This window comes from Nocardiopsis sp. L17-MgMaSL7 (assembly GCF_003182025.1).
Classification (GTDB): domain Bacteria; phylum Actinomycetota; class Actinomycetes; order Streptosporangiales; family Streptosporangiaceae; genus Nocardiopsis; species Nocardiopsis prasina.
Genome location: NZ_QGTF01000008.1, coordinates 167,741 through 192,669, shown reverse-complemented (window position 1 = coordinate 192,669; position 24,929 = coordinate 167,741). Strand labels below are relative to the sequence as shown.

At 70.2% G+C, this 24,929-nt stretch carries 23 protein-coding genes; 16 read left to right on the top strand and 7 right to left on the bottom strand.

Annotated features, from left to right (window positions below):
- The first annotated feature begins 45 nt into the window (after positions 1 to 45).
- Positions 46 to 1,332 carry an aspartate aminotransferase family protein gene (locus BDW27_RS16200; RefSeq protein ID WP_110050000.1) on the top strand — a complete coding sequence of 429 codons (1,287 nt, stop codon included), beginning with the start codon at positions 46 to 48 and terminating at the stop codon, positions 1,330 to 1,332.
- A gap of 26 nt (positions 1,333 to 1,358) precedes the next feature.
- Positions 1,359 to 2,867 carry a CoA-acylating methylmalonate-semialdehyde dehydrogenase gene (locus tag BDW27_RS16195; protein WP_110049998.1) on the top strand — a complete coding sequence of 503 codons (1,509 nt, stop codon included), beginning with the start codon at positions 1,359 to 1,361 and terminating at the stop codon, positions 2,865 to 2,867.
- Positions 2,868 to 3,118: 251 nt separating this feature from the next.
- Here BDW27_RS16195 and BDW27_RS16190 read toward each other — a convergent pair whose 3' ends face one another.
- Complete coding sequence (locus BDW27_RS16190; RefSeq protein WP_017542548.1) at positions 3,119 to 3,361, bottom strand: hypothetical protein; 243 nt, start codon at positions 3,359 to 3,361, stop codon at positions 3,119 to 3,121.
- Positions 3,362 to 3,601: 240 nt separating this feature from the next.
- Positions 3,602 to 4,414 (bottom strand): carbon-nitrogen hydrolase family protein, encoded by an 813-nt coding sequence (locus BDW27_RS16185; protein WP_110049996.1) that lies wholly within the window; start codon positions 4,412 to 4,414, stop codon positions 3,602 to 3,604.
- Between the two features lie 123 nt (positions 4,415 to 4,537).
- Between BDW27_RS16185 and BDW27_RS16180 the strand changes: the two genes are divergently transcribed.
- From BDW27_RS16180 to BDW27_RS16170, 3 genes are read left to right on the top strand one after another with little or no spacing between them, the layout of a single operon-like run.
- Positions 4,538 to 5,224, top strand: coding sequence for a TetR/AcrR family transcriptional regulator (locus BDW27_RS16180; RefSeq protein WP_017542546.1), 687 nt, complete (start codon positions 4,538 to 4,540; stop codon positions 5,222 to 5,224).
- A 24-nt stretch (positions 5,225 to 5,248) separates the two neighbouring features.
- Positions 5,249 to 6,172, top strand: a complete 924-nt coding sequence (locus BDW27_RS16175; protein ID WP_110049994.1) for an ABC transporter ATP-binding protein — start codon at positions 5,249 to 5,251, stop codon at positions 6,170 to 6,172.
- Positions 6,169 to 7,767, top strand: coding sequence for an ABC transporter permease (locus tag BDW27_RS16170; RefSeq protein ID WP_110049993.1), 1,599 nt, complete (start codon positions 6,169 to 6,171; stop codon positions 7,765 to 7,767). The genes BDW27_RS16175 and BDW27_RS16170 overlap by 4 nt, the downstream gene beginning before the upstream one ends.
- 65 nt (positions 7,768 to 7,832) lie before the next feature.
- On the opposite strand, the gene BDW27_RS16165 is transcribed toward BDW27_RS16170, so the two are convergent.
- A complete protein-coding gene (locus BDW27_RS16165; protein ID WP_233515779.1) occupies positions 7,833 to 8,195 on the bottom strand; it encodes a DUF4333 domain-containing protein in 363 nt (120 codons plus the stop codon).
- 144 nt (positions 8,196 to 8,339) lie between these two features.
- On the opposite strand from BDW27_RS16165, the gene BDW27_RS16160 reads away from it, so the two are divergent.
- Positions 8,340 to 9,158: an alpha/beta hydrolase gene (locus BDW27_RS16160; RefSeq protein WP_199560679.1), complete on the top strand. Its 819-nt coding sequence runs from the start codon at positions 8,340 to 8,342 to the stop codon at positions 9,156 to 9,158.
- An 18-nt stretch (positions 9,159 to 9,176) separates the two neighbouring features.
- On the opposite strand, the gene BDW27_RS16155 is transcribed toward BDW27_RS16160, so the two are convergent.
- Together BDW27_RS16155 and rlmN are read right to left on the bottom strand one after the other, a co-directional pair.
- Positions 9,177 to 9,647 (bottom strand): membrane protein, encoded by a 471-nt coding sequence (locus BDW27_RS16155; RefSeq protein WP_017542541.1) that lies wholly within the window; start codon positions 9,645 to 9,647, stop codon positions 9,177 to 9,179.
- 9 nt (positions 9,648 to 9,656) lie between these two features.
- Positions 9,657 to 10,754 carry a 23S rRNA (adenine(2503)-C(2))-methyltransferase RlmN gene (gene rlmN, locus BDW27_RS16150; protein WP_017542540.1) on the bottom strand — a complete coding sequence of 366 codons (1,098 nt, stop codon included), beginning with the start codon at positions 10,752 to 10,754 and terminating at the stop codon, positions 9,657 to 9,659.
- A gap of 212 nt (positions 10,755 to 10,966) precedes the next feature.
- Here rlmN and BDW27_RS16145 point away from each other — a divergent pair, with 212 nt between their 5' ends.
- Together BDW27_RS16145 and BDW27_RS16140 are read left to right on the top strand one after the other, a co-directional pair.
- Positions 10,967 to 12,055: a suppressor of fused domain protein gene (locus tag BDW27_RS16145; RefSeq protein ID WP_017542539.1), complete on the top strand. Its 1,089-nt coding sequence runs from the start codon at positions 10,967 to 10,969 to the stop codon at positions 12,053 to 12,055.
- Between the two features lie 108 nt (positions 12,056 to 12,163).
- Positions 12,164 to 13,387 (top strand): MFS transporter, encoded by a 1,224-nt coding sequence (locus BDW27_RS16140; protein WP_017542538.1) that lies wholly within the window; start codon positions 12,164 to 12,166, stop codon positions 13,385 to 13,387.
- On the opposite strand, the gene BDW27_RS16135 is transcribed toward BDW27_RS16140, so the two are convergent.
- Positions 13,373 to 13,768 (bottom strand): BlaI/MecI/CopY family transcriptional regulator, encoded by a 396-nt coding sequence (locus tag BDW27_RS16135; RefSeq protein WP_199560668.1) that lies wholly within the window; start codon positions 13,766 to 13,768, stop codon positions 13,373 to 13,375. The two genes, BDW27_RS16140 and BDW27_RS16135, sit on opposite strands and share 15 nt — an antisense overlap.
- Before the next feature lie 540 nt (positions 13,769 to 14,308).
- Here BDW27_RS16135 and BDW27_RS16130 point away from each other — a divergent pair.
- The 5 genes from BDW27_RS16130 (at position 14,309) to BDW27_RS16110 (ending at position 20,367) form a co-directional block, all read left to right on the top strand.
- Positions 14,309 to 17,938 carry a multifunctional oxoglutarate decarboxylase/oxoglutarate dehydrogenase thiamine pyrophosphate-binding subunit/dihydrolipoyllysine-residue succinyltransferase subunit gene (locus tag BDW27_RS16130; RefSeq protein WP_017542536.1) on the top strand — a complete coding sequence of 1,210 codons (3,630 nt, stop codon included), beginning with the start codon at positions 14,309 to 14,311 and terminating at the stop codon, positions 17,936 to 17,938.
- 10 nt (positions 17,939 to 17,948) lie between these two features.
- Positions 17,949 to 18,128: a DUF6104 family protein gene (locus tag BDW27_RS16125; protein ID WP_017542535.1), complete on the top strand. Its 180-nt coding sequence runs from the start codon at positions 17,949 to 17,951 to the stop codon at positions 18,126 to 18,128.
- Positions 18,129 to 18,321: 193 nt separating this feature from the next.
- Positions 18,322 to 19,173 carry a DUF4097 family beta strand repeat-containing protein gene (locus BDW27_RS16120; RefSeq protein WP_017542534.1) on the top strand — a complete coding sequence of 284 codons (852 nt, stop codon included), beginning with the start codon at positions 18,322 to 18,324 and terminating at the stop codon, positions 19,171 to 19,173.
- Entirely contained in the window at positions 19,174 to 20,091 is a 918-nt protein-coding gene (locus BDW27_RS16115; RefSeq protein WP_110049985.1) for a PadR family transcriptional regulator, read from the top strand.
- A gap of 96 nt (positions 20,092 to 20,187) precedes the next feature.
- Positions 20,188 to 20,367 carry a hypothetical protein gene (locus BDW27_RS16110; RefSeq protein WP_017542532.1) on the top strand — a complete coding sequence of 60 codons (180 nt, stop codon included), beginning with the start codon at positions 20,188 to 20,190 and terminating at the stop codon, positions 20,365 to 20,367.
- Positions 20,368 to 20,486: 119 nt separating this feature from the next.
- Here the strand turns inward: BDW27_RS16110 and BDW27_RS16105 are convergent, their stop codons facing one another.
- Entirely contained in the window at positions 20,487 to 21,680 is a 1,194-nt protein-coding gene (locus BDW27_RS16105; RefSeq protein WP_110049983.1) for an NADP-dependent malic enzyme, read from the bottom strand.
- Positions 21,681 to 22,057: 377 nt separating this feature from the next.
- Between BDW27_RS16105 and BDW27_RS16100 the strand changes: the two genes are divergently transcribed.
- The 3 genes from BDW27_RS16100 to BDW27_RS16090 all read left to right on the top strand — a co-directional run bounded on the left by BDW27_RS16100 (position 22,058) and on the right by BDW27_RS16090 (position 24,820).
- On the top strand, positions 22,058 to 22,969 hold the full coding sequence (locus BDW27_RS16100) for an ABC transporter substrate-binding protein (RefSeq protein WP_017542529.1): 912 nt from the start codon (positions 22,058 to 22,060) through the stop codon (positions 22,967 to 22,969).
- Positions 22,970 to 23,030: 61 nt separating this feature from the next.
- On the top strand, positions 23,031 to 23,990 hold the full coding sequence (locus BDW27_RS16095) for an amino acid ABC transporter permease (RefSeq protein WP_110049982.1): 960 nt from the start codon (positions 23,031 to 23,033) through the stop codon (positions 23,988 to 23,990).
- Positions 23,990 to 24,820: an amino acid ABC transporter ATP-binding protein gene (locus BDW27_RS16090; RefSeq protein WP_017542527.1), complete on the top strand. Its 831-nt coding sequence runs from the start codon at positions 23,990 to 23,992 to the stop codon at positions 24,818 to 24,820. Before BDW27_RS16095 ends, BDW27_RS16090 begins: the two co-directional genes overlap by 1 nt.
- The last annotated feature ends 109 nt before the right edge of the window (positions 24,821 to 24,929 follow it).

Below are 24,929 nucleotides of genomic sequence, written 5' to 3'. Positions count from 1 at the left end.
ATGGTGATCCTGGCCAAGCCCCCGGACCCTGGGGACACTGGGGGCATGTCGGAACTCCTTGCGCGCCACCGCGCGGTCATGCCCTCCTGGTTGCCCCTGTACTACGAGTCCCCGCTGGAGATCGTGAGCGGAAAGGGCGCCCGGGTCACGGACGCCGAAGGCCGCACCTACCTGGACTTCTTCACCGGCATCGTGACCAACATGCTCGGCTACGACGTCGCCGAGGTCCGCGAGGCGGTGGAACGCCAGCTCGCCAAGGGCGTCGTCCACACCTCCACCCTCTACCTCATCCGCGCACAGGTCGAGCTGGCGGAGAGGATCGCCCGGCTGTCCGGCATCCCCGACGCCAAGGTCTTCTTCACCAACTCCGGCACCGAGGCCAACGAGACCGCACTGCTGCTGGCCACGCACGCGCGCGGCAGCGACGAGGTCCTCGCCCTGCGCGGCAGCTACCACGGGCGGTCCTTCGGGACCGTCGCGGTCACCGGCAACCGTGCCTGGAAGAACTCCTCGCTCTCCCCCCTCAACGTCCACTACCTGCACGGCACGGACCACTCCTCCCCCGCGTTCCGGAACCTCACGGAGCAGGAGTACATCGACGTCTGCGTCGCCGACCTGCGCGAGGTCCTGGACACCGCGGCGCCCAACGTGGCCTGTCTGATCGCGGAGCCGGTCCAGGGCGTGGGCGGGTTCGCGATGCCCCCGGACGGTCTGTACGCCGCCTACAAGGAGGTCCTCGACGAGCACGGCATCCTGTTCGTCTCCGACGAGGTGCAGACCGGGTGGGGCCGGACCGGGACCAGCTTCTTCGGGATCGGCAACCACGGGGTCACCCCGGACGCCATGACCTTCGCCAAGGGGCTGGGCAACGGCTTCGCGGTGGGCGGTGTGGTGGCGCGCGGCGACCTCATGGACAGCCTGACGGCCCTGGGCGTGGCCACCTTCGGCGGCAACCCGGTGTCCATGGCCGCGGCCGGGGCCACCCTCGACTACGTGCTGGAACACGACCTCCAGGGCAACGCGCTCCGCCAGGGCACCACCGTGGTCGAGGGTCTGCGGGCGCTGCGCGAGCTGGACTGCGTGAGGGACGTGCGCGGCAAGGGCCTGATGTTCGCCATCGAGATGGTCGACCCCGCCACCGGCGCACCCTCCTCACCCCTGGCCGGGAAGGTGCTGGAGGCCACCCGCGAGCGCGGTCTGCTGGTGGGCAAGGGGGGCGTCCACGGCAACGTGCTGCGCATGGCCCCGCCACTGAACCTGACGACCGAGGAGGCGGCGGAGGGCCGCGACATCCTGCTGGACGCCGTCCGCGCCGTCGCCGACCACGCCTGAAGCCCCCGCCACCAGGAAGAGGAAGCATGAGCAAGCACGTCACCCACTGGATCGGCGGCGGCGCCCACGAGGGGCCCGCCGAGCGGACCGGTGACATCTACAACCCGGCGTCCGGCGCGGTCACCGGGACGGTGGCCCTGGCCGGGACGGAGGAGGTCGACGCGGCCGTGGCGGCGGCCAGGGCGGCCTTCCCGGGCTGGCGGGACACCTCGCTCTCCAAGCGGGTCCAGGTCCTGTTCCGCTTCCGGGAACTGCTGCGCGCCAACAGCGACCGGCTGGCCGCGGTCGTCAGCTCCGAGCACGGCAAGGTCTTCTCCGACGCCCAGGGCGAGGTGGCGCGGGGCCTGGAGGTCGTGGACTTCGCCTGCGGCATCCCCCACCTGCTCAAGGGCGGGTACTCCGAGAACGTGTCCACCGGGGTGGACGCCTACTCGATCCTCCAGCCGCTGGGGGTGGTCAGCGGGATCACGCCGTTCAACTTCCCGGCGATGGTCCCGATGTGGATGTTCCCGGTGGCGATCGCCTGCGGCAACACGTTCGTGCTCAAGCCCAGCGAGAAGGACCCGTCCGCGTCCTTGGTCCTGGCGGAACTGTGGGCCGAGGCGGGGCTGCCCGAGGGTGTCTTCAACGTCGTGCACGGGGACAAGGTCGCGGTCGACGCGATCCTGGAGCACCCGGACGTGGCGGCGGTCAGTTTCGTCGGTTCCACACCGATCGCCAAGTACGTCTACCGCAACGCCGCAGAGCACGGCAAGCGTGTCCAGGCCCTCGGCGGCGCCAAGAACCACATGGTGGTGCTGCCCGACGCGGACCTCGACCTGGCCGCGGACTCGGCGGTCTCGGCCGGGTTCGGTTCGGCGGGCGAGCGATGCATGGCCATCTCGGCGGTGGCCGTGGTGGACTCGGTCGCCGATGACCTGCTGGAGCGTATCCGTGAGCGGGTCTCACGGCTGAGGGTCGGCCCCGGCGACGACGACCGCAGCGAGATGGGTCCGCTGGTCACCCGGGAGCACCGCGACAAGGTGGCCTCCTACCTGGAGTCCGGGGTGCGCGAGGGGGCCACCCTGGCCATCGACGGCCGGGTCCACCCGGTGCTGGGCGGTGCGGCGGACGGCTTCTGGCTGGGGCCCTCGGTCCTGGACCACGTCGACCCCGGGATGTCCTGCTACCGCGAGGAGATCTTCGGCCCCGTACTGAGCGTGGTCCGCGTGGGCGACTACGACGAGGCGGTCCGGCTGGTCAACGAGAACCCCTACGGCAACGGGACCGCGATCTTCACCAACGACGGCGGTGCCGCCCGGCGCTTCCAGAACGAGATCGAGGTGGGGATGGTGGGGATCAACGTACCCATCCCGGTGCCGATGGCGTACTACTCCTTCGGCGGCTGGAAGCAGTCGCTGTTCGGTGACTCGCACGCGCACGGCACCGAGGGCGTCCACTTCTACACCCGCACCAAGGCGGTCACGGCCCGGTGGACCGACCCGGGGCAGCGCCCCCAGGGCGGCGTCGACCTGGGGTTTCCCATCAACGGGTAACCCCGGTCCCCTCGAAATAACGACGGATGTCTCTCACTGACCGTCGACGGCGGGCCACACGGAGTATCGTGGTTCACCGGCGCCCCTCGCGGGGCGCGGGCCGCGGACAGCGCGTGCCACGAGAGACCATCCTGGATGGACGTGCTCAATTCCCCTCCTCCCCATGGAAGCGGGTGCGTCAACGGAAGCGCTCCGGGTCCTCAAGACTCCCCCTGGACCCGGAGCGCGACCGTCTCCACCGCCGTCACCACCTAGCGTGCCGCGATCAGTGACCCGCTGGCGGCGACCGGCTGGTGGCCGATCATCCCCGCGCACTCGTCACATCCGTACACCTGGCTGCCGTCCGGCAGTTCGCCCAGGACCCGGCGGGGCCGGGGCCACTTGACGTGGCAGACGACGCAGGCATCCCCCATGCACTGCGCCCCGCTGAGCCAACTCGGGTCGTAGACGTGGATCTCGGATGCGGCGTCAGGCCTCGTGTCCCGTTCGCACATCGTGCTCGTTCCGCGCAATGTCCTTGCTCCCCCCGTGGTTTAGGACAGTCTGGCGGGCCGATAGTTACCGGCTCTTAATTGAATCAGAAGCTATCGGCGCCTGGAAGGGTCCGGACCGATCTAAATCACTCCGTGCAGGGAGATCATAACCCTAAGTGACGAACCCTGGGAAGACCCCAGTTCATTGATGGTCTTTTCTACGATGAGCCGGATATGTCCCGGCCCGTACAGAGCTGGGACTCAGCCCCGGGCGTGCGGAATCACCGAGAATCGGCGCAGGGACAGCGCCGGGTTCGTGACACGCACCGCCTCCACACGCTCAGCCGAAACCTCCGCCGAGGCCACCTCGAAGGTCTGCTCTCCCAGGGACGCCAGCGCGGTCCCCATCGGGTCGACCACCGTGCTGCCGCCCGCACCGGTGGGCGCGGCCTGCCCGGAGGCGACCACGTACACCGTGTTCTCGATGGCGCGCGCCCGGGCCAGCGTGCGCCAGTGGTCCTCCTTGAGGGGCCCCGGCACCCACTGCGCAGCCAGCAGCACCACGTGCGCACCGACGTCGGCGATCCGCCGGGTCACCTCGGGGAAGCGCAGGTCGTAGCAGGTCTGGAGGCCGAAGACCACGTCGTCCACGGTGAAGGTCTCCGGGGTGTCGATCGGCCCGGGGGCGACCACGTCCGACTCCCGCGCCCCGAAGGAGTCGTAGAGGTGGATCTTGCGGTAGAGCGCGACCCGCTTCCCCTCCGGTGAGAGCGCGACCAGCGTGTTCGTGAAGTGGGTGGAGCCCGGCTCCCCGGCCTCGTTCACGCCCAGCACCAGGTACACGCCCTCGCGTCGGGCGGTGTCCGCGGCGTCGGACAGGAAGGGGCCGTCCAGGGGTTCGGCGGCCTCCACGAAGCGGTGGTCGGTGCGTGGCGCGGTGAACATCGTGTACTCGGGGAACAGGACGACCCGCGCTCCCCGTCCAGCGGCCCGCGCGGTGAGCTCCGCGACCGAGCGCTGGTTCTCCGCCTTGTCCTGCCCCGGCGCGAACTGGGCGACCGCGACCTGCACCATCGAACTTCCCCCTCGTGACCTGGGAACCGGACCGGCTGGCGGCCCCGGACGTGCCCCGAGTGTACGCCCGGATCACGCACACCCCCTTGCACAGCGACTAAACACGTGTTTAATCTATTGAACATGAGTTCAGTCCCTTCGGAAGACCTGACCGCACGAGCCCGGGTACGCGACGCGGCCGTCGCGTGCTTCGGCCAGTACGGCTTCGGCGTCTCGGTACGCACCATCGCCGACCACGCGGGGGTCTCCCCCGGTCTGGTCATCCACCACTTCGGCAGCAAGGCCCGGCTCCGCCAGGCCTGCGACGACCACGTGCGGGGCGTCATCAACGAACTCAAGGGGGAGGCGTTCGCCGAGCCCGCGCGGCAGACCTTCCTGCAACAGCTGGCCGAGACCGACCAGTACGCGCCGGTCCTGGGGTACGTCCTGCACGCCCTCCAGGCGGGTGGCCCCCTCGCGGTCTCGATGTACGACCTCATGGTCGAGGACGCCGAGCGCTACATCGCCGTCGCGGAGGAGGCGGGCGCCGTCCGCCCGAGCCGGGACCCGGCGGGCCGGGCCCGCTGGGCGGTCTCTTCGGCGCTCGGCTCGCTCCTGCTCCACGTGCGCCTGCGCCACCCCGGGCCGGACGTCGACTACCGGCAGGTCTTCCACACCTGGATGGCGGAGCACATGCTCGCCGTCCTGGAGGCCTACACCGAACCGGTGCTGGCCGACACCTCCCTGCTGGACGCCTACCTCTCGGCCAGCACCGAAACCCCTCCCACGACCGCCCCGGACACCGGCGGCGACGGCAACGACGACACCTGAACCCCGCACCACGAGGAGCAGCCCATGTCACCAGCGAACGCCGTCGAGGTCCGTGGCCTCGACAAGTCCTTCGGCCGGTTCAGGGCCCTGGACAAGCTCGACCTCACCGTGGAGACCGGCCAGGTGGTGGGCTTTCTCGGCCCCAACGGCGCCGGTAAGTCCACCACCATCCGGGTCCTGCTCGGCCTGCTCAGAGCCGACTCCGGCTCGGTTCGCATGCTCGGCGGCGACCCGTGGAAGGAGGCGGTGAGCCTGCACCGCCGCCTGGCCTACGTGCCCGGCGACGTCTCGCTCTGGCCCAACCTCACCGGCGGTGAGGCCATCGACCTGCTGGGGCGGCTGCGCGGCGGTCTCGACACCCGCCGCAAGCAGGCCTTCCTGGAGCGCTTCGAGCTCGACCCCACCAAGAAGGCCCGCACCTACTCCAAGGGCAACCGGCAGAAGGTGGCCCTGGTGGCGGCGCTGGCCTCCACCGCCGAACTCCTCGTCCTCGACGAGCCCACCTCGGGGCTGGACCCGCTCATGGAGACGGTGTTCACCAACTGCGTGCGGGAGGTCAAGGAGGAGGGACGCACCGTCCTGCTCTCCAGCCACATCCTGTCCGAGGTCGAGAAGCTCTGCGACACCGTGACGATCATCCGCCGGGGCCGGACCGTGGAGTCCGGTTCCCTGACCCGGCTTCGCCACCTGACCCGCTCCACGGTCCGAGCCGAAGTCGAGGACGACCCGTCGGCACTCTCCGCTCTGTCCGGTGTGCACGACCTGGCGGTCAGGGGCCGAACAGTGTCCCTCACCGTCGACCACGAGCACATGGGGGACGTGCTCAGGCGGGTCACCGACCTGGGCGTGCGCTCGCTCGTCAGCAACCCGCCGTCCCTTGAGGAACTGTTCCTGCGCCACTACGGCGACGACCTCGACACCCCCAGCGGCGCGGGTGACCCGGCGTGAGCGCCCTCACCGGAACCTGGACCCTGACCCGGTTCGCGCTGCGCCGCGACCGCGTCCGACTCGCCGTGTGGACCGTGGCGCTGGCCGGGACGACCGCCGCCAGCATCCCCGCGCTCGACGGCACCTTCACCAACCGGGAGGAGCGCCAGGCCCGCGCCCAGCTGATCGAGACTCCCACCGGCGTCGTCTTCGGCGGGCCCGGCTACGGCGTTGACGACTACACGCTCAGCCGGATGCTGGTCAACGAGCTGACCATGAGCCTGCTCCTGGCCCTCGCCGTCATGAGCGTTCTGCACGTGGTCCGGCACACCCGGGCCGAGGAGGAGAGCGGCCGGACCGAACTCCTGCGTGCCGGGGTCGTCGGCTCCGCCGCCCAGACCACCGCAGCCCTGCTCACCCTCTCCCTGGTCAACCTGGTGATCGGTGGTCTGGTCACCGCCTCGATGACCGGCTACGGCCTCTCCGCCGCCGACTCGGCGGCCTACGGGCTGGGGCTCGCGCTGGCCGGGATCACCTTCGGGGCGATCGCCTCGGTCTGCGCCCAGGTGTCGGAGCACGCGCGCTCCGCCTCGGGGCTCGCCTTCCTGGCCGTGGGCGTGCTCTACATGGTGCGGGTGGTGGGCGACATCGAGGAGCGGGGCGGCACCCCGGTGTCCTGGTTCTCACCGTTCGCGTGGGTGCAACAGACGCGTCCCTTCGTCGACCTGCGCTGGGAACCGCTGGCCCTGTACGGAGTGGTCGTCCTGGTGCTGCTGGCCGTCTCCCACGTCCTGGCGGGCCGGCGCGACGTGGGCGCGGGGCTCGTGTCCTCCCGCCCCGGCAGGCCGGAGGCCGGTCGGCTGCTGTCGGGGACCCTCACCCTGCACCTGCACCAGCAGCGCGGGGCGATCCTGGCCTGGACGGCGGCCGTGTTCGCCTTCGCCTACGCCTTCGGCACCCTGGCCTCCCAGGTCCGGGAGATGCTGGACGGCAACCCGGACCTGGCGGTGCTCCTGGGCGCCGCCGGTGACGACGTGGTCAACGGGTTCCTGGCCATGATCGGGGTCTACGCGGTCATGGCCGCCTCCGCCTACGGGGCGCTCTCCGTGCTGCGGGCACACACCGAGGAGGGCGCCGGACGCGCGGAACTGGTGCTGTCCACAGCGGTGGGGCGGGCGCAGTGGCTCGGCGCCGCCCTGGTGGTCGCCGCCCTGGCCTCGGTGCTGATCACCGTCGCCGGTGGCCTGGGGCTGGGGCTGGGTGCCTCGGTCGCTCTGGGCGAGGCCGACTGGACCTGGCGGACGGTCGTGGCCGTGCTCTCCCAACTCCCGGCGGCCCTGACCTTCGGCGCCCTCGCCGCGCTGTTGTTCGGGACGGCGCCCCGGCTGCTGCCCCTGCTCTGGCTGTGGTTGGCCTACAGCTTGGTCGCGACGATGCTGGGCGGGCTCTTCCACTTCTCGGAGCGGGTGATGGACCTGAGCGCCTTCGAGATCCTGCCGCGCCCGCCCGTGGACGAGTTCGACTCCGCGAGGTTCCTGCTGTACCTCGGCGCGGTGCTGCTCGCCGGGTCGGTGGCACTGCTGGGCTTTCGCGGCCGCGACCTCGCGAGCAACTGAGCCGGAGGCCGCCCGGTACGCCCTCGGGGCGTCTCGGGCGGCCCGCCCGTGTCGGGGACGGCGGACTATCCGTCGACCACGATGTCCCAGTCGACCTGACCGCCGTCGACCGACGTCACGGTGAGGGTGACGCCGAGGCTCTGCCCCCCGGCGGTCAGCTCGCAGCGCATCTGCGCTCCCTCCTCGGCCGGGAGGTTCCCGGGGCACGTGAAGTCGTCCGGCACCTGCCCGACCTGCTCGGAGAGCCTGGCGCTCGACTGGTTCTCGACCTCCTCGACGTCCACGGAGGCAGCGGGGGCCTGCGAGGCCTCCTCCGCGCCCTCCGCGTCGCCCCCGCCGATGCTGAACTCGAAGGAACAGGCGGTGACCAGGAGCAACACCCCCAGGGCAGTCCCGAAGACGATCCCACTACGTCCGACCCGCCGCATCGCGGCCTCCCTCATGTCCGATGATCAGGCACAGGAACAGACGCCGACCAGCGCGTTCCGGTTCCGGGGCGAACCTCCCGGTATCAGGCACGGCGAACGGGTAGTTCACGCGACAGGCACACCCGACCCCCGGGAGGAACCTTGGTGAGACCGGTCCTGATCGTGACAGCCGTGACGGCACTGGTGCTTGTGTTGCTGTTGGGACTCGTGTGGGCGATGCAGCGATCCGTGATCTATCTCCCCTCCCTCGACGAACCCCCGGCCGCCGGATCGGTGATCGAGAGGGCCGAGGACGTCCGGCTGCACACCGAGGACGGGCTCGAACTGGGCGGCTGGTTGGTGCCCCCGTCCGGCGGGGACCGGGAGGCGGCCGTGCTGGTGACCAACGGCAACGCGGGCGACAGACGGACCCGCGCGCCGCTGGCACGGGCGTTGGCTGCCGAGGGCTTCTCCGTGCTGCTCTTCGACTACCGGGGCTACGGGGGCAACCCGGGCTCCCCCAGTGAGGAGGGCCTGGCCGCCGACGCGCGTGCCGCCGCCGACCTCCTCTCCCAGCGCGGCTTCGACTCGGACCGCACCGTGTACTTCGGAGAGAGCCTGGGCGCGGCCGTGGCGGCCGACCTCGCCGACCAGCGCCCTCCGGCGGCGCTCTTCCTGCGCTCGCCCTTCAGCTCGCTGGCCGACATGGGCCGCCACCACTACCCCGTGGTGCCCGTCCGGTCGCTGCTACGGGACGAGTTCCCGGTCACGGAGCTGGTCTCGGGGGTGGAGCGGCCCACCACCGTGGTCGTCGGTGACGCCGACGGCGTCGTGCCCCCGGAGCAGAGCCACGAGGTGGCCGAGGCCAGCGCGGACCTGTTCGAGGAGGTCGTGCTGCCCGGGGCGGGCCACAACGACCCGAGGACCATCCACGGCCCGGAGGTCGTCGCGGCCGTCACCCGCCTCGCCGACCACGCCCTCTGACCGGGCGCGCGGCACGGTTCAGGGGAGGACGCCCATGGCCCACGCGGGGGCCAGGACCAGGATGAGGAAACGGGCGAAGCGGGTGACGAAGGTGACCACGCAGAAGAGCACGATGTTCATGCGCAGCACCCCGGCCAGCACGGAGACCACCATGAACGGCGGCACGCTGGCGAAGGAGCTCAGGGCGAGCAGGCCCGCGCCCCAGACGGGGCGCTCCTCGGCCCTGGCCCGCCAGCGGGACACCCGCTCCGTCCACTTGCCGGGGGTGGCGGCGCGGCGCCGCAGCCACGGCGTGGAGATTGTCCCGTAGCCCACGTAGTAGTACGGGATCTTGCCGAGGGTCTGGCCCAGGGCCGCCGCGAGGGCCATCGCCACGAGGGCGCCGTCATCCAGGAGGGCGACGGCGCCCAGCAGGTACAGCTCGATGTTGATGAGCGGGACCAGCCCCGCCGCGGTGGCCACCACGAAGGCGAGGGCGGTCTCGACCACGTCGGTGTCTTACTTCTCGGCGGCGGCGAGCTGCCCGCAGGCCCCGTCGATCTCCTGGCCCCGGGTGTCGCGGACGGTCACCGAGACGCCGTGGGACTGGAGGCGCCGGACGAACTCGCGCTCGTCCTCGGGGCGCGAGGCGGTCCACTTGGACCCCGGGGTGGGGTTGAGCGGGATGAGGTTGACGTGCACCAGGTGGCCCTTGAGGAGCTTGCCCAGGAGGTCGGCCCGCCAGGCCTGGTCGTTGATGTCCTTGATCAGCGCGTACTCGATGGACACGCGGCGACCGGTGGTCCCGGCGTAGCGCCAGGCGGCGTCCAGGACCTCATCGACCTTCCAGCGGGTGTTGATCGGCACCAGCTCGTCGCGGAGCTCGTCGTCGGGGGCGTGCAGGGAGATCGCCAGACGGACCTGCATCCTCTCGTCGATGAGCTTGTTGATGGCCGGGACCAGGCCCACTGTGGAGACGGTGACCCCGCGCTGGGAGATGCCCATCCCGTCGGGGACCGGGTCGGTGATCTGGCGGACGGTCTGGAGCACGCGCTTGTAGTTGGCCATGGGCTCGCCCATGCCCATGAACACGATGTTGCTGATCCGCCCCGGGCCGCCCGCGACCTCGCCGCGCGCCAGGTCGCGGGCGCTGGCCACGACCTGGTCGACGATCTCGCCGGTGGACAGGTTGCGGGTGAGGCCCGCCTGGCCGGTGGCGCAGAACGGGCAGTTCATGCCGCACCCGGCCTGGGAGGAGATGCACAGGGTGACGCGGTCCGGGTAGCGCATGAGCACCGACTCGAACATCACCCCGTCGAAGGCCTTCCAGAGGGTCTTGCGGGTCATCCCGTTGTCACAGGTGATGTGCCGGACCGGGGTGAGCAGCGTGGGCAGCAGCGCCTCCCCGAGCCGTTCCCGGGAGGACTCCGGGAGGTCGGTCATCTTCGAGGTGTCCGACTCCAGCCCGCCGTAGTAGTGCTTGGCGATCTGCTTGGCACGGAAGGGCTTCTCACCCAGCTCCCTGACGACCTCCAGCCGCTCTTCGGGGCTGAGGTCGGCCAGGTGCCGGGGCGGCTTGGCGCGGCGGGGTGCGACGAATGTGAGCTCGGCGGGCATAAGGATCCGTAAGGAGTGGAGTCGGTGGTCTGCGCCCGGTGCGGGAGGGATGTGGCGGCACGGGTCGTTATACGACCTATACGCGACTGCGGTGCTGCTCCGACTGTCAGGGCACTACCGTCGATTCTACTTAGCTTGTGGACAGGCCGGGCGGCTGTGCCCGCTTCCGGCGGACACGACGACACGACAGCCGTCGGCACGTGGGAGGGCCGGTGACCGAGATCGACGTCCTGCTGGACGAGATCAGCCCCTACCAGAGCCGTCGCGTCGTCGTCGAGTGCGACTCCCACACCACGGCCGCCTACCTGCTGGACGCCCGTGAGCGCATCCGGGTGCCGGTGTGGCTGGCCAACCACGAGGCGGCCCCGCGCGACAGCGAGTCGAGCGGCCTCTACCGAGGGCAGGCCCCCCTCATGCCGGAGGCCCACACCAAGCACCCCCAGGGACGCCCCCGCTTCGACCCGGCCACGCTGCGCGCGGTGTGGTTCGAGGAGGGCGACGGAGTGGCCCTGGTGGACGAGGAGGGCCTGCTCGCGGTGATCCCGGGCTGGGCCGAGGCCGACAGCGGTCTGCCCGGGTACGCCCGCGAGGCGATCGGGCGCAGCGCCTACGCCTGGGAACTGGACTCGGTGCGGGACCAGCTGTGGCCCCGCGTGGTGCACGCCGAGGCCTACTGGGACTGGCGTCGCGCCTCCGGGGCATGGCGCAGCGTGCAGCGGACCGTCCTCAGCCACCTGAACCGCAGGGTGGGAGAACCCGGCCACTACTGGGACGTGTCCGACGGGCACCCGCCGCTGCTGCGGGTCTCGGAGCGGCCGCCCTCACAGGAGCGGCCCTTCACCGTGCTCTCCACCGTGGGCATGTGCGGACAGCGCATGCCCACCCTGGACCGCTACATGGCCGACACCTCGAACCACGCACGGGTGGAGCTGGCCCTGGCCACGACCCTGCCCGCGCACCACGCCGCCCGGATCTTCCGGTGGATCGGGGCGTTCCCCTGGCGTGCGGTGACGTGGTTCGGGACCGGGCACACCATCAAGTGGCTGGACAACCCCGAGGACCGGTCCATGCGCGGCGGAGCGGGCGCGGTCCTGCTCCTGGAGGACCCCGGCCCCCTGGTGACCGATCCCACCCGCACACCGCCCGACACCTCCGGCCTGTCCTTCCAGGGCGACCCGGTGCGGTGGCTGTGGATCGTGCCGATCACCCGCCCCGAACACCTCTTCGCCAAGGAGCACGACAGCGCCACCCTGGTGGAGAAGCTGGCGGCCGAGGGCCGGAGCTGGGTCCTCGGCCGCTGAGCCTCCCGCCACCGCGAAAAACCGGTTGCCCCCGGCCCGGTGTTCGAAGAGGATGCCCCGGGTGGCGGGCGGACCGAGGGGTGGAGCGCGGATGAACCAGGGGCACGGATGACCCGGGAGCGGGGCGCCGTCCCCGGAATCACGGCCCCGCTGGCCCACACGCCCTTCCGAGTCCTGGTGACGGGCCGTGTGCTCATGCTCTTCGGCAACGGCATGGCGCACGTGGCGCTGGCCTTCGCCGTCCTGGACGTGACCGGCTCCCTGGCCCAGGTGGGACTGGTGGTGGGGGCGCGCTCCATCGCCAACGTGGCGCTGCTGCTGTTGGGCGGAGTCCTCGCCGACCGGTTTCCGCGCGCCCTGGTGATCCGGGGCGCCTGTTTGCTCGCCGCGGTCTCCCAGGCCCTCCTGGCCGTGTTCCTCCTCTCCGGGACGGCCACCCTCTGGCTGATGGTCGCGCTGAGCGTGCTCAACGGGGCCGCGGCCGCCGCGAACCTGCCCGCGATCGCGGCGCTGACCCCGCAGACCGTGCCGGGGTCGCTGCTGCGCCAGGCCAACGCGCTGGCCGGGATCGCCAAGCAGCTGGGCATGTTCGCCGGGATGTCGGTGGGCGGCGTGCTGGTGGGGCTGGTCGGTCCGGGCTGGGCGATCGGCGCGGACGCGGCCCTGTTCGCCGCCGCCGGTCTGGTCTTCCTGTTCCTGCGGGTGCCGTCCACGGCCGTGCCGAGCAGGGGCGTGCTGCGCGACCTGCTGGACGGGTGGAGCGAGTTCGTGGCCCGCCCGTGGGTCTGGATCGTCGTGTTGCAGTTCATGGTGGTCAACGCCGGGTGGTCCTCGGTCACGGCGGTGCTGGGGCCGGGGATCGCCGACGACACGTTCGGCCGGACCACGTGGGGACTGCTCATGGCGGCCAACAGTGTGGGACTGCTGGTCGGCGGGGTGCTCGCGGCCCGGTGGCAGCCGCGACGGGCCCTGTTCTACGGCACGGCGCTGGTCACGCTCCAGACCCTCCCGTTCTTCGTGATGGCCGGGCCCTCACCGCTGGTGCCGCTGCTGTTCGCCGCGATGTTCGCGGGCGGGGTGGCGATGCAGCAGTTCTCGGTGGCCTGGGAGGTCTCCGTGCAGGAGAACGTCCCGCCCGAACGGCTCTCCCGCGTGTACTCCTACGACGCCCTGGGGTCCTTCGTGGCGATGCCGGTGGGACAGATCGCGATCGGGCCGGTGGCCGAGGCCATCGGGCCGGACCGGGCCCTCCTGATCGTGGCGGGGCTGACCCTGACGGCCACGTTCGCGGCGGTCGCCACTCCGAGCGTGCGCTCGCTACGCCGTCGGTGAGGTGTGCGGGCGACCGGCGCCGCGCCGGTCGCGCACCTGGCGGAAGACGTGGTGCAGGCGGACCATCTCCTCGTCGCTGAAGCGCTCCACAAAGCGCAGCAGGGTCGCGTCAGGGTCGGGCCCCGTCTCCAGGACCTCGCCCATCACGCGTGCCGTGTACTCGGCGTGGCTCTCACGAGGCCAGTAGGCCCAGGCCCGCCCGTCCTTCTCACGGTCCACCAGACCCTTGTGGAAGAGGATGTTGGCCACCGTCATGACGGTCGTGTAGGCGACCTCCCGGTCGTAGACCATGTGTTCCCGGACCTCGCGCACGGAGAGCGGCCCCTCCGAGCTCCACAGGGCCCCCATGATGGCCGCCTCCAGTTCTCCGAGTCCCTTCATGGGCCTCCCCACCCGACTTGTCGTGTTCGTAGGGCGATCGTAGGCAGGGGTACCGCCGCCATGGGGGAGAACGGGGAAGAGCGCACAGATCCGCACATCACCGCCGTCGGACACCGGCGTTTCACGGCCGGACGCGGGCGGGTGACCGTCGGTTGCTGCCCGTGGTGGCCCTGCGCACGACCCCAGAGGAAACGTGGTGCGCGCCACACGGGCCCGGCCCGGGGGCAGTCACAGGAATGCGCACCGAAAACCCCGTCAAACAGGAACAAACGCAGCATGTCGACCACGCAACGCAAAGTGACCGGCACGTAGAGACAAGGTTCGTGTGAAAGATTGTTAGGTATCTCCCAGTTTCAGCTACTCCGATGTTCCCGTCAGGGAGGTCGGTACAAGTAGCCTTGTACCCGACGAGTGCTGGCCAGGTCAGCTTCTTCCCTACGATGGGGAGCGACTCCGTGCTTCTTCGGGCCCGACTTGCCAGCAGCCACCCGTCTTTCCTAATCATTCACAAGCGAGCTGCGGAAGTGGGCGATCTCCGCCGTGTCGTCTGAGGCGTCTCAACCCCTGACAGATTTCGGCCCGAACGAGTGGCTGGTCGAGGAGCTTTACCAGAAGTACCTCACCGACCCGAATTCGGTTGACAAGGCTTGGTGGAACTTCTTCGCGGACTACAAGCCCGCGGACTCGGCCAACGGGAAGGGTGGGGGCACTGCGACCGCAAAGGCGCAGCCCGAGAAGACCCCCGCCGCACCCGCGCCGAAGAAGAAGGCCGCTGCGGCCCCTGCACCCAAGAACACCGACGATGCACTCCAGGTCAACGAGGAGCGGCTGCGTGGAGCACCCGCCCGCACCGCGACCAACATGGAGTCGAGCCTGACCCTGCCGACCGCGACGAGTGTGCGCGCGGTGCCGGTCAAGCTGCTGTTCGACAACCGCATCGTCATCAACAACCATCTCCGGCGCGGCCGCGGTGGGAAGGTCTCCTTCACCCACCTCATCGGCTACGCCATGGTCAAGGCCCTCAAGGCCCTGCCCGAGATGAACCACTCCTACACGGAGATCGACGGCAAGCCCGGCGTCGCCAAGCCCGAACACGTGAACTTCGGCCTGGCGATCGACCTCCAGAAGCCGGACGGCTCCCGTCAGCTGGTCGTGCCCTCCATCAAGAAGTCCGGCGAGATGGACTTCAACGAGTTCTGGAGCGGCTACGAGGACCTGGTCCGCAAGGCCCGCAACAACAAGCTGGGCGTGCCGGACTTCCAGGGCACCACGATCAGCCTGACCAACCCGGGCGGCATCGGCACCGTGCACTCCGTGCCGCGCCTGATGCCCGGGCAGGGCACCATCCTCGGCGTCGGGGCCATGGAGTACCCGGCCGAGTTCCAGGGCGCGTCCCAGGACACCCTGAGCGAGCTCGGCATCAGCAAGGTCATGACGCTGACCTCGACGTACGACCACCGGATCATCCAGGGTGCCCAGTCGGGCGAGTTCCTGCGCCGCATCCACCAGCTGCTGCTGGGCGAGGACGGCTTCTACGACGAGATCTTCAACTCGCTGCGGATTCCGTACGAGCCGGTCCGCTGGGTGCAGGACATCCACGTCAACAAGGCGACCCAGCTCGACAAGACCACCCGGGTCCAGGAGCTGATCCACGCCTACCGCGTGCGCGGCCACCTCATGGCCGACACCAACCCGCTCGACCACGAGCAGCGCAAGCACCCGGACCTGGACGTGCTCGAGCACGGCCTGACCCTCTGGGACCTGGACCGCGAGTTCCCCACCGGGGGCTTCGGCGGCAAGCAGGTCATGAAGCTGCGCGACGTGCTGGGCGTGCTGCGCGACACCTACTGCCGCACGGTGGGTATCGAGTACATGCACATCCAGAGCCCGGAGGAGCGGGAGTGGATCCAGTCGCACGTCGAGCGCGAGCACGAGAAGCTCGACCGCGACGAGCAGCTGCACATCCTGCACCGGCTCAACAGCGCCGAGGCCTTCGAGACCTTCCTCCAGACCAAGTACGTCGGTCAGAAGCGCTTCTCCCTGGAGGGCGGCGAGTCGCTGATCCCGCTGCTGGACGGCGTGATCTCCAAGGCCGCCAAGGCCGAGCTGGACGAGGCCGTCATCGGCATGGCCCACCGCGGCCGCCTGAACGTGCTCGCCAACATCTGCGGCAAGTCCTACGGGCAGATCTTCGGTGAGTTCGAGGGCAACCTCGACCCGCGCAGCGCGCACGGCTCCGGTGACGTCAAGTACCACCTGGGCACCGAGGGCACCTTCCAGACCCGCGAGGGCGACGCGATCCAGATCTCGCTGTCGGCCAACCCGTCCCACCTGGAGACGGTCAACCCGGTCGCCGAGGGCATCGTCCGCGCCAAGCAGGACGTGCTGGACAAGGGCCCGCACGGCTTCACCGTGCTGCCCATCCTCATCCACGGTGACGCGGCCTTCGCCGGTCAGGGCGTGGTGGCCGAGACGCTGAACCTGTCCCAGCTGCGGGGCTACCGCACCGGTGGCACGGTCCACGTCATCGTGAACAACCAGGTCGGCTTCACCACCTCGCCGACCGACAGCCGCTCCAGCGTGTACGCCACCGACGTCGCGCGGATGGTCCAGGCGCCGATCTTCCACGTCAACGGGGACGACCCCGAGGCCGTGGTCCGGGTCGCCCACCTGGCCTTCGCCTACCGTCAGGCGTTCAACAAGGACGTCGTCATCGACCTCGTCTGCTACCGGCGCCGTGGGCACAACGAGGGCGACAACCCCGCGTTCACCCAGCCCCTCATGTACGACGTCATCGACGCCAAGCGCTCCACCCGCAAGCTGTTCACCGAGTCCCTCATCGGGCGCGGCGACATCACGGTGGAGGAGGCCGAGCAGGCCCTGCGCGACTACCAGTCCGAGCTGGAGCGGGCCTTCACCGAGACCCGCGAGGTCGAGAAGAAGCCGATCGAGCCGGGCGCCGTGGTCAAGCCCGAGGTGTTCACCGAGTCGCGTCTGGACCACTCCAAGGTCGAGACCGCCATCAGCACCGAGACGGTCAAGCGGGTGATCGACACCCAGGTGACGATGCCCGAGGGCTTCACGCCGCACCCGCGTCTGGCACCCCAGCTGACCCGTCGCGCCACGATGGTCGAGACCGACGCCGTCGACTGGGCCACCGGTGAGCTGCTGGCCTTCGGGTCGCTGCTGCTGGACGACCACCCGGTCCGCCTGATCGGTCAGGACAGCCGTCGCGGCACCTTCGGCCAGCGCCACGCCTCGCTCATGGACCGCGAGACCGGCGAGACGTACACGCCGCTCAAGCAGTTCGACAACGGGACCACGAAGTTCCTCGTGCACGACTCGCTGCTCAGCGAGTACGCGGCACTGGGCTTCGAGTACGGCTACTCGCTGACCCGGCCGAACGCGCTGGTCATGTGGGAGGCGCAGTTCGGTGACTTCGTCAACGGCGCGCAGACCGTCATCGACGAGTACATCAGCGCGGGCGAGCAGAAGTGGGGTCAGCGCTCCAGCGTGACCATGCTGCTGCCGCACGGCTACGAGGGCCAGGGCCCGGACCACTCCTCGGCCCGCATCGAGCGGTTCCTGCAGCAGTGCGCGCAGGAGAACATGACCGTCGCGATGCCGAGCACCCCGGCGAGCTACTTCCACCTGCTGCGCTGGCAGGCGAAGTCGCCGTTCGAGCGCCCGCTCGTGGTGTTCACACCCAAGTCGCTGCTGCGTCTGAAGGCCGCGACCTCGGCCGCCGACGACTTCACGTCGGGCCACTTCCAGCCGCTGATCGGGGACGACTCGATCTCGGCGGACAAGGTCCGTCGCGTGGTCATCTGCTCGGGCAAGATCTACTACGACCTGGACGCGGCCCGCCGCAAGAGCGGTGACAAGCACACCGCGATCATCCGGGCGGAGCGGCTCTACCCGCTGCCGATCGAGGAGATCCGCGAGCAGCTCAAGGCCTACCCGAACGCGGGCGAGGTCCTGTGGGTCCAGGAGGAGCCCGCGAACATGGGTCCGTGGCCCTTCGTCGCGCTGGTCTTCTCCGAGCAGCTCGACCGTCCGTTCACCCGGATCTCGCGTCCGGCCTCCTCCGCGCCCGCGGCCGGTTCGGCCAAGCGCCACGAGGCCGAGCAGCGCGCCCTGGTGGACACGGTGTTCCCGCCGGCAGAGTAGGAACGCTTCCATGTACTACACCGATCGCGGGATCGAGGAGTTGGAGAACCGCCGCGGCGAGGAGGAGGTCAGCTTCGCCTGGCTCGCCGAGCAGCTGCGGGTGTTCACCGACCTCAACCCCGAGTTCGAGACCCCGGTCGAACGACTGGCCACCTGGCTGGCCCGGTTGGACGACGAGGACGAGGAGTAGTCACACGGAGCGGCGCCCAGCGGCGTCATCCGGCCGAGGGGCCCGGGTCTTCACTGACCCGGGCCCCTCGGCCGTTCCCGTACCCGGACCCCGAGCCGTCCCTGACACGACCCTGAAATCCGCGACATATCTTGAGTTCGGCGAACACGCGACATATCGTGAAGTCATCGAGAGCGAGCGGAAGGGATTCACGATGGCACGTTGGTCCATCGACAGTCCGATGACCCACACCCTGGACGGCATCGTCGCCCTCAAGGTGCGCATCGTCAGCGGACAGGTCAACATCATCCCCACGGACGACCCGGTCACCTTCGAGATCTCCGAGATCGAGGGCGAGCCCCTGGAGGTCACCCAGGAGGCGGGCATCCTCACCATCCACTACCAGGACCTCACCGGTCAGGGTCTGCTGGACCGGCTCAAGCCCATCCAGCTGGGCCGCTACCGCAACATCGCCTCCCGGCGGGCCACGGTCGACCTGCGGGTCCCCCGTGACTGCCCGGTGGAGGTCACCACGGCCGGGGCCCCGGTGGTCGTCGCCGGGCTGACCTCCCGCACCCGCGTCCGCACCGCCACTGGCGAGGTCACCCTGGACGGCGTGTCCGGGGAGACCGAGGTCAACACCGCCTCCGCCAACGCCTCGGTGCGCTCCCCCGGCGGCACCCTCTCCTTCAACAGCGCCAGCGGACAGCTCGCGGTGGCCGGCGGTCGCCTGGCGGAGCTGCGCGCCAAGACCGCCTCCGGCCACGTGCTCGTGGACACCGACCTGGCGGCCTCCGCCCGGGTCCGGGTGACCACGGTCTCCGGCGAGGTGGCCCTGCGGGTGCCCTCGGAGAGCTCGGCCACCGTGGAGCTGCGCGCCGTCACCGGCAAGGTGGACTCGGACTTCGGTCTGGACCGCCGCAGCGCCCCGGCCCGCACCGCCCTGACCGGCAAGATCGGCGTGGGCGTCGACCCCGCCTCCATCAGTGTCAACTCCGTGTCCGGGCGGACGGCGCTGCTGCGCCGCGCGCCCGAGGCCCCGGCCGCGATCCCCGAGGGGGCCTGAATGAGTACCATCTTCGGCCACGGCAGACTCCGGCTCTACCTGCTCAAGCTGCTGGACGAGAGCCCGCGCCACGGATACGAGATCATCAGCCTGCTCCGGGACCGCTTCCTCGGCGTGTACTCGCCCTCTCCCGGCACCATCTACCCCCGCCTCGCACGGCTGGAGGAGGAGGGGCTGGTCACGCACACGGAGAAGGGCGGCCGCAAGGTCTACAGCCTCACCGACAAGGGCCGTGCGGAGCTGCGGGCCCGCGAGAGCGACCTGGACGACCTGGAGAAGGAGATCACCGACTCGGTCCGCGACATCGCCCGCGCCGTGAAGCAGGACGTCCGCGAGACCATCAGCTCGCTGCGCGACGAACTCAAGTTCGCCTCGGGCGAGGGGCGTCGTGAGAGCTCCGGCAGCGAGGACCGGAAGAAGCCCGACGACAAGGACCGGGACTGCGGCGACAACGGCATGTGGGCCCGCGAGTGGGAGCGGTTCGCCCAGGGGTTCGGTGCCTTCGGCGCGGCCTGGGGCGGTCGCGGCGAGTCCGAGGGCTCGGAGCGCTCCGACTCCGACGGCGCGAAGCCCGGTGCGCAGGACCGCGCCGAGTTCGAGCACGCCCTGCGCGACTTCTCGGTGAAGGTCCGTGACATGGTGCGCGGCGCCGGCCAGGTGGGCGAGTCCGCCAGCAACGACCTGCGGCGCATCCTGGACGAGACCGTCGAGGTGATCCGACGCGACATGGGCCGCTGGGGGCCGCCCGACCGCGACGAGAGCACCGGGCCCTCCGACGGGTCCGGGACCGCTGAGCGGCCCGAGCCCGAACCCGAGTCCAAGCCCGAACCGGAGACCCCGGACGCCCGACCGATGCCGCCCTCCGGCGGGGACCCCTGGTCCACCGCCACCGGCGAGGACGACCAGAAGAAGGACTGACCGAGACCGGCCCGGCACGGGGCCCGGAGGACCGCGCGGGGGCGTGGTCCTCCGGGCCCCTCCGTGCACGCGGGTCGGCGAAGGAGGAGGAACCCCGTGTTGGTTCCGTACACGATCGAGCAGGACGAGGAAGGGATCTGGTGCGCCCGCGCCGTGCTCCGCGCGGGGGTCACCGCCCACGGTGAGGGGGACACCCCGGACGCCGCCCTGGCCGACCTGCGCACGGCTTTCGCCCTGCTCACCGAGGAGTTCGGCTCCCCCGCCGAGCTGCTGTGAAGGGAACCCTGCGGGGGCTCCTCAAGGACTGCGGTAGGAGCGTTGAGAAGCTCCGGGAACTCATGGGAAACAAGGGGCCCGGAGACCGTGGTCGGTCTCCGGGCCCCCTCGCGTGCCTGCTAACGGCGGGCGACGCCGTCCTTGCGAGCCTGGGCGGCGACAGCGGCGGAGACCGCCGGGACCACCCGGTCGTCGAAGGGGCTGGGGATCACGTAGTCGGCGCTGAGGTCGTCACCGACCAGGTCGGCCAGCGCCTTGGCGGCGGCCAGCTTCATGTTCTCGGTGATGTCGGTGGCCTGGACGTCGAAGGTGCCACGGAAGACCCCCGGGAAGGCGAGCACGTTGTTGATCTGGTTCGGGAAGTCGCTGCGCCCGGTGGCGACGACGCTCGCGTACCTGCGGGCGACGTCCGGGTGCACCTCGGGGTTGGGGTTGGCCATCGCGAAGACGATGGCGTTCTCGGCCATGGTGGCCACGACCGACTCGGGCACCTCCCCGGCGGACAGGCCCACGAACACGTCGGCGCCCTCGAGCGCGCTCTCGATGGAGCCCTGGAGACCCGCCCGGTTGCTGATCTCGGCCAGCTCCTGCTTGACCGGGGTCAGGCCCTCGCGGCCCTGGTGGATGATGCCCTTGGAGTCGGCCACGGCGATGTCGCCGATCCCGCCGTCGATGAGCATCTTGGTGACGGCGACCCCGGCGGCCCCCGCCCCGGAGACGACCACTCGCAGGTCGGCCAGGGTGCGGCCGGTGAGGCGGGCCGCGTTGTGCAGCGCCGCGACGGTCACGATGGCGGTGCCGTGCTGGTCGTCGTGGAAGACCGGGACGTCCAGGCGCTCACGCAGCTTGGCCTCGATCTCGAAGCAGCGCGGAGCGGAGATGTCCTCCAGGTTGACGCCGCCGAAGGACGGCGACATCCGCACGACGGTCTCGACGATCTCGTCGGCGTCGGTGCAGTTGAGGGCGATCGGGATGGAGTCGACGTCGGCGAACTGCTTGAACAGCAGCGACTTGCCCTCCATGACCGGCAGGGACGCCTCCGGGCCGATGTTGCCCAGACCGAGCACGGCGGTGCCGTCGGTGACGACGGCGACCAGGTTGCTCTTCCAGGTGTAGGTCTCGACGAGTTCGGCGTTCTCGGCGATGGCGTCGCAGACGCGGGCGACACCGGGGGTGTACGCGAGGGACAGGCCCTCCTGGTCGCTCACGTCGACGGAGGAGGTCACGTGCAGCTTGCCGCCGCGGTGCATGGCGAACGCCGGGTCCTCGTCCAGGGGGGACGTGTTCTGGGTACGCGAAGAAAAGGTGGTCACTACTCAAACCCCTCGGTCTGCTGTACGTCCGCGTCGGCCATGACGTGGACGGTGGGCCACGGAGCGCGCGCGAAGACGTCAGGGTGCCAGGGGGCCCTCGTCGGCACCGGTCGGCCATGACCGGGGTGTACGCCGGGAGGGGTGGTCTTCGCCGGACTCTTATACGAGTACTGCGCGTCCGCATCTCACGGGGATAACCCGTTACGCAATTCTCTCACAACGGTGACCGGAGGAAAATCGCGGGTCGACACAATGGAACGTTACTGATGTGTCGCCCACCGGCACCTCATCCACCTCAAGTCCCCACTGGTCGGCCCCGCGACGCAGCGGACCCACCCCTCGACCAGGCACTCCGTGCTCCCTGAAGGAGACCCACCATGGCCCTGCGCAAGCCCCTGTCCGAGCCCCGGACCTACCTCACCGCCCTGGCGACGGCCGGCGTGCTGGCTCTGGCTGCTTGCGGCAACGGTGGTGACGGAGCCTCCGACGAGGCGGACGCCCCCGATGTCGCCGTCGACGAGGAGCTCGCCGCGCTCCTGCCCGACGCTGTCGCCGACGCCGGCGCCGTCACGATCGGCGTCGAGGCGTCCTACCCGCCCGGCGAGTACCTGGACGAGGACGGCGAGACCGTCCTCGGCTTCAACGTCGACCTCATCGAGGCCGCGCTGGGCAAGCTCGGCCTGGAGGCCGACTGGGAGCCCACCACCTTCGACTCGATCATCATCGGCGTCGACACCGGCACCTACGACCTCGGCGCCTCCTCCTTCACCATCACGGAGGAGCGCATGGAGGCCGTGAACATGGTCAGCTACTTCTCCTCCGGCACCCAGTGGTTCGCCCCGGCGGGCAACCCCGACGGCGTCGACCCCGACAACGCCTGCGGCCTGCGCATCGCGGTGCAGACGGGCACCACGCACGACCACGACATCGAGGCCCGCAGTGAGGCCTGTGTCGAGGCGGGCGAGGACGCCATCACCATCGAGAAGTTCCAGACCCAGCCCCAGGCCACCGAGACCATCGTCTCCGGCCTGAACGACGCCTCCCTGGCCGACCTGCCGACCTCGCTCTACGCTCTCCAGCAGACCGGTGAGCAGCTGGAGTTCATCGGCGAGCAGTACGACGCCGCCCCCTACGGCGTCGTCGTCAACCAGGAGCAGGAGGAGCTCTCCGAGGCCGTCGCCGCCGCCTTCAACGCCATCATCGAGGACGGCACCTACGAGGAGGTCCTCGCCGAGTGGGGCATCGAGGGCGGCGCCCTGGAGACCTCCGAGGTCAACCCCGCCGCCTAGGGCTGTTCGGCGGACACGCCCCAGAGCACCGCACTCCCGTCAACCAAGCGAAAGTCTGACTGTGACCTCACCGAGCGAACCGGTGGGCGGCCCGGGGTCGAAGGAACCGACCCCGGGCCGTTCGGCCGCTCCGATCACCGCCGTCCCCGTCCGGTACCCCGAACGGTGGGTGGCCGCCGGGATCATCCTGGTCCTCGCCGCGATGTTCGTGCACATGCTGTTCACGAACCCCGCCTTCAACTGGCCGTTCATGTTCGACAACATGTTCTCCGAGCCCGTGCTCCGGGGCGTGTGGGTCACGCTGAGCGCGACCGTGTTGTCGATGGTCATCGGCGTTCTCCTGGGCATCATCCTCGCGGTGATGCGCCTGTCCGGTAACCCCGTGCTGGTCACGGTCTCCTGGATGTACACGTGGTTCTTCCGAGGGGTGCCCCGGCTCGTGCTGGCGGTGCTCTTCGGCAACCTCGCGATCCTGTACTCGACCATCCACATCGGGCTGCCGTTCGACAACTACTGGATGCCGTGGCTGGGCCTGGAGGGCGACGCCCGCTTCTTCGAGATCGACGCGCGCACCCTCCTGACCGGCTACACGGCGGGCCTGCTCGCCCTGTCGCTGTCCGAGGGCGCCTACATGGCGGAGATCATCCGCGCCGGCCTCCAGTCCGTGGACAAGGGCCAGACAGAGGCCGCGCAGGCGCTCGGGATGAGCCGGAGCAGGATCATGCGGCGGATCACGCTGCCGCAGGCGATGCGGGTGGTGATCCCCCCGACCGGCAACGAGACCATCGCCATGCTCAAGGACACGGCGCTGCTCGCCTACGTGCCGGTGACCATCGAGCTCTTCTACCAGCTCCAGGCGATCGGCACCCGGAGCTACCAGATCTTCCCGATGCTGGTGGCCGCGTGTCTGTGGTACCTGGCCATCACCAGCGTCCTGATGGTGGGCCAGTACTTCATCGAACGCAGGTTCAACCGGAGCGGACGCGGGGTCCGGAACCGCATCGTGGGAGGGGCGCACTGATGGCCGACCAGACCAGTGACCACGGGCCGGAGGGCGTCGTGGAGACCGCGGAGGGCACCGAACTGCCCGCCGACGCCCTCGTGGTGGCGGAGAACGTCCACAAGAGCTTCGGGCGCCTGGAGGTCCTCAAGGGCATCGACCTCCAGGTCAAGCGCGGCGAGGTCATGTGCGTGGTCGGCCCCTCGGGGTCGGGCAAGTCGACGTTCCTGCGCTGCGTCAACCACCTGGAGAAGCTCACCGCCGGCCGTCTGTGGGTCAACGGCGAGCTGATGGGCTACCGGCAGAAGCGCGGACGCCTGTACGAGCTGCGCGACACCGAGATCGCCGCCCAGCGCAGCGACATCGGGATGGTCTTCCAGCGCTTCAACCTGTTCCCGCACCTGACCGTGCTCGGCAACGTCATCGAGGCCCCGGTGCAGGTCAAGAAGGTGCCGCGCGCCGAGGCCACCGAACGCGCCCGGGAGCTCCTCGAGCGGGTCGGCCTCCCGGACAAGGCGGACGCCTACCCCGAGCAGCTCTCCGGCGGCCAGCAGCAGCGCGTGGCGATCGCCCGCGCTCTGGCGATGGAGCCGTCGCTGATGCTGTTCGACGAGCCCACCAGCGCGCTGGACCCGGAGTTGGTCGGCGAGGTGCTCGACGTCATGCGCGACCTCGCCCGGGGTGGCATGACGATGGTCGTGGTCACCCACGAGATGGGCTTCGCCCGCGAGGTCGGCGACTCCCTGGTCTTCATGGACGACGGGGTCGTCGTGGAGTCGGGCACCCCGTCCGAGGTGCTGACCAACCCGCAACACGAGCGTACCCAGGCCTTCCTCTCCAAGGTGCTGTAGACACACCGGCCGCCGCGGTCCGCCGCGACGCCGCGAGGGCCCCGCGTTCCCCACGGAGCGCGGGGCCCTCGCCGTTCACGGGAAAGCACCCCCGATGCCCTTGACCCCG

Bases quoted from the DNA above. Each gene is read 5' to 3' on its own strand.
- BDW27_RS16200 (WP_110050000.1), top strand. From the start codon at position 46: ATGTCGGAACTCCTTGCGCGCCACCGCGCGGTCATGCCCTCCTGGTTG.
- BDW27_RS16195 (WP_110049998.1), top strand. From the start codon at position 1,359: ATGAGCAAGCACGTCACCCACTGGATCGGCGGCGGCGCCCACGAGGGG.
- BDW27_RS16190 (WP_017542548.1), bottom strand. From the start codon at position 3,361: ATGTGCGAACGGGACACGAGGCCTGACGCCGCATCCGAGATCCACGTC.
- BDW27_RS16185 (WP_110049996.1), bottom strand. From the start codon at position 4,414: ATGGTGCAGGTCGCGGTCGCCCAGTTCGCGCCGGGGCAGGACAAGGCG.
- BDW27_RS16180 (WP_017542546.1), top strand. From the start codon at position 4,538: ATGAGTTCAGTCCCTTCGGAAGACCTGACCGCACGAGCCCGGGTACGC.
- BDW27_RS16175 (WP_110049994.1), top strand. From the start codon at position 5,249: ATGTCACCAGCGAACGCCGTCGAGGTCCGTGGCCTCGACAAGTCCTTC.
- BDW27_RS16165 (WP_233515779.1), bottom strand. From the start codon at position 8,195: ATGCGGCGGGTCGGACGTAGTGGGATCGTCTTCGGGACTGCCCTGGGG.
- rlmN (WP_017542540.1), bottom strand. From the start codon at position 10,754: ATGCCCGCCGAGCTCACATTCGTCGCACCCCGCCGCGCCAAGCCGCCC.
- BDW27_RS16140 (WP_017542538.1), top strand. From the start codon at position 12,164: ATGACCCGGGAGCGGGGCGCCGTCCCCGGAATCACGGCCCCGCTGGCC.
- BDW27_RS16135 (WP_199560668.1), bottom strand. From the start codon at position 13,768: ATGAAGGGACTCGGAGAACTGGAGGCGGCCATCATGGGGGCCCTGTGG.
- BDW27_RS16125 (WP_017542535.1), top strand. From the start codon at position 17,949: ATGTACTACACCGATCGCGGGATCGAGGAGTTGGAGAACCGCCGCGGC.
- BDW27_RS16120 (WP_017542534.1), top strand. From the start codon at position 18,322: ATGGCACGTTGGTCCATCGACAGTCCGATGACCCACACCCTGGACGGC.
- BDW27_RS16115 (WP_110049985.1), top strand. From the start codon at position 19,174: ATGAGTACCATCTTCGGCCACGGCAGACTCCGGCTCTACCTGCTCAAG.
- BDW27_RS16100 (WP_017542529.1), top strand. From the start codon at position 22,058: ATGGCCCTGCGCAAGCCCCTGTCCGAGCCCCGGACCTACCTCACCGCC.
- BDW27_RS16090 (WP_017542527.1), top strand. From the start codon at position 23,990: ATGGCCGACCAGACCAGTGACCACGGGCCGGAGGGCGTCGTGGAGACC.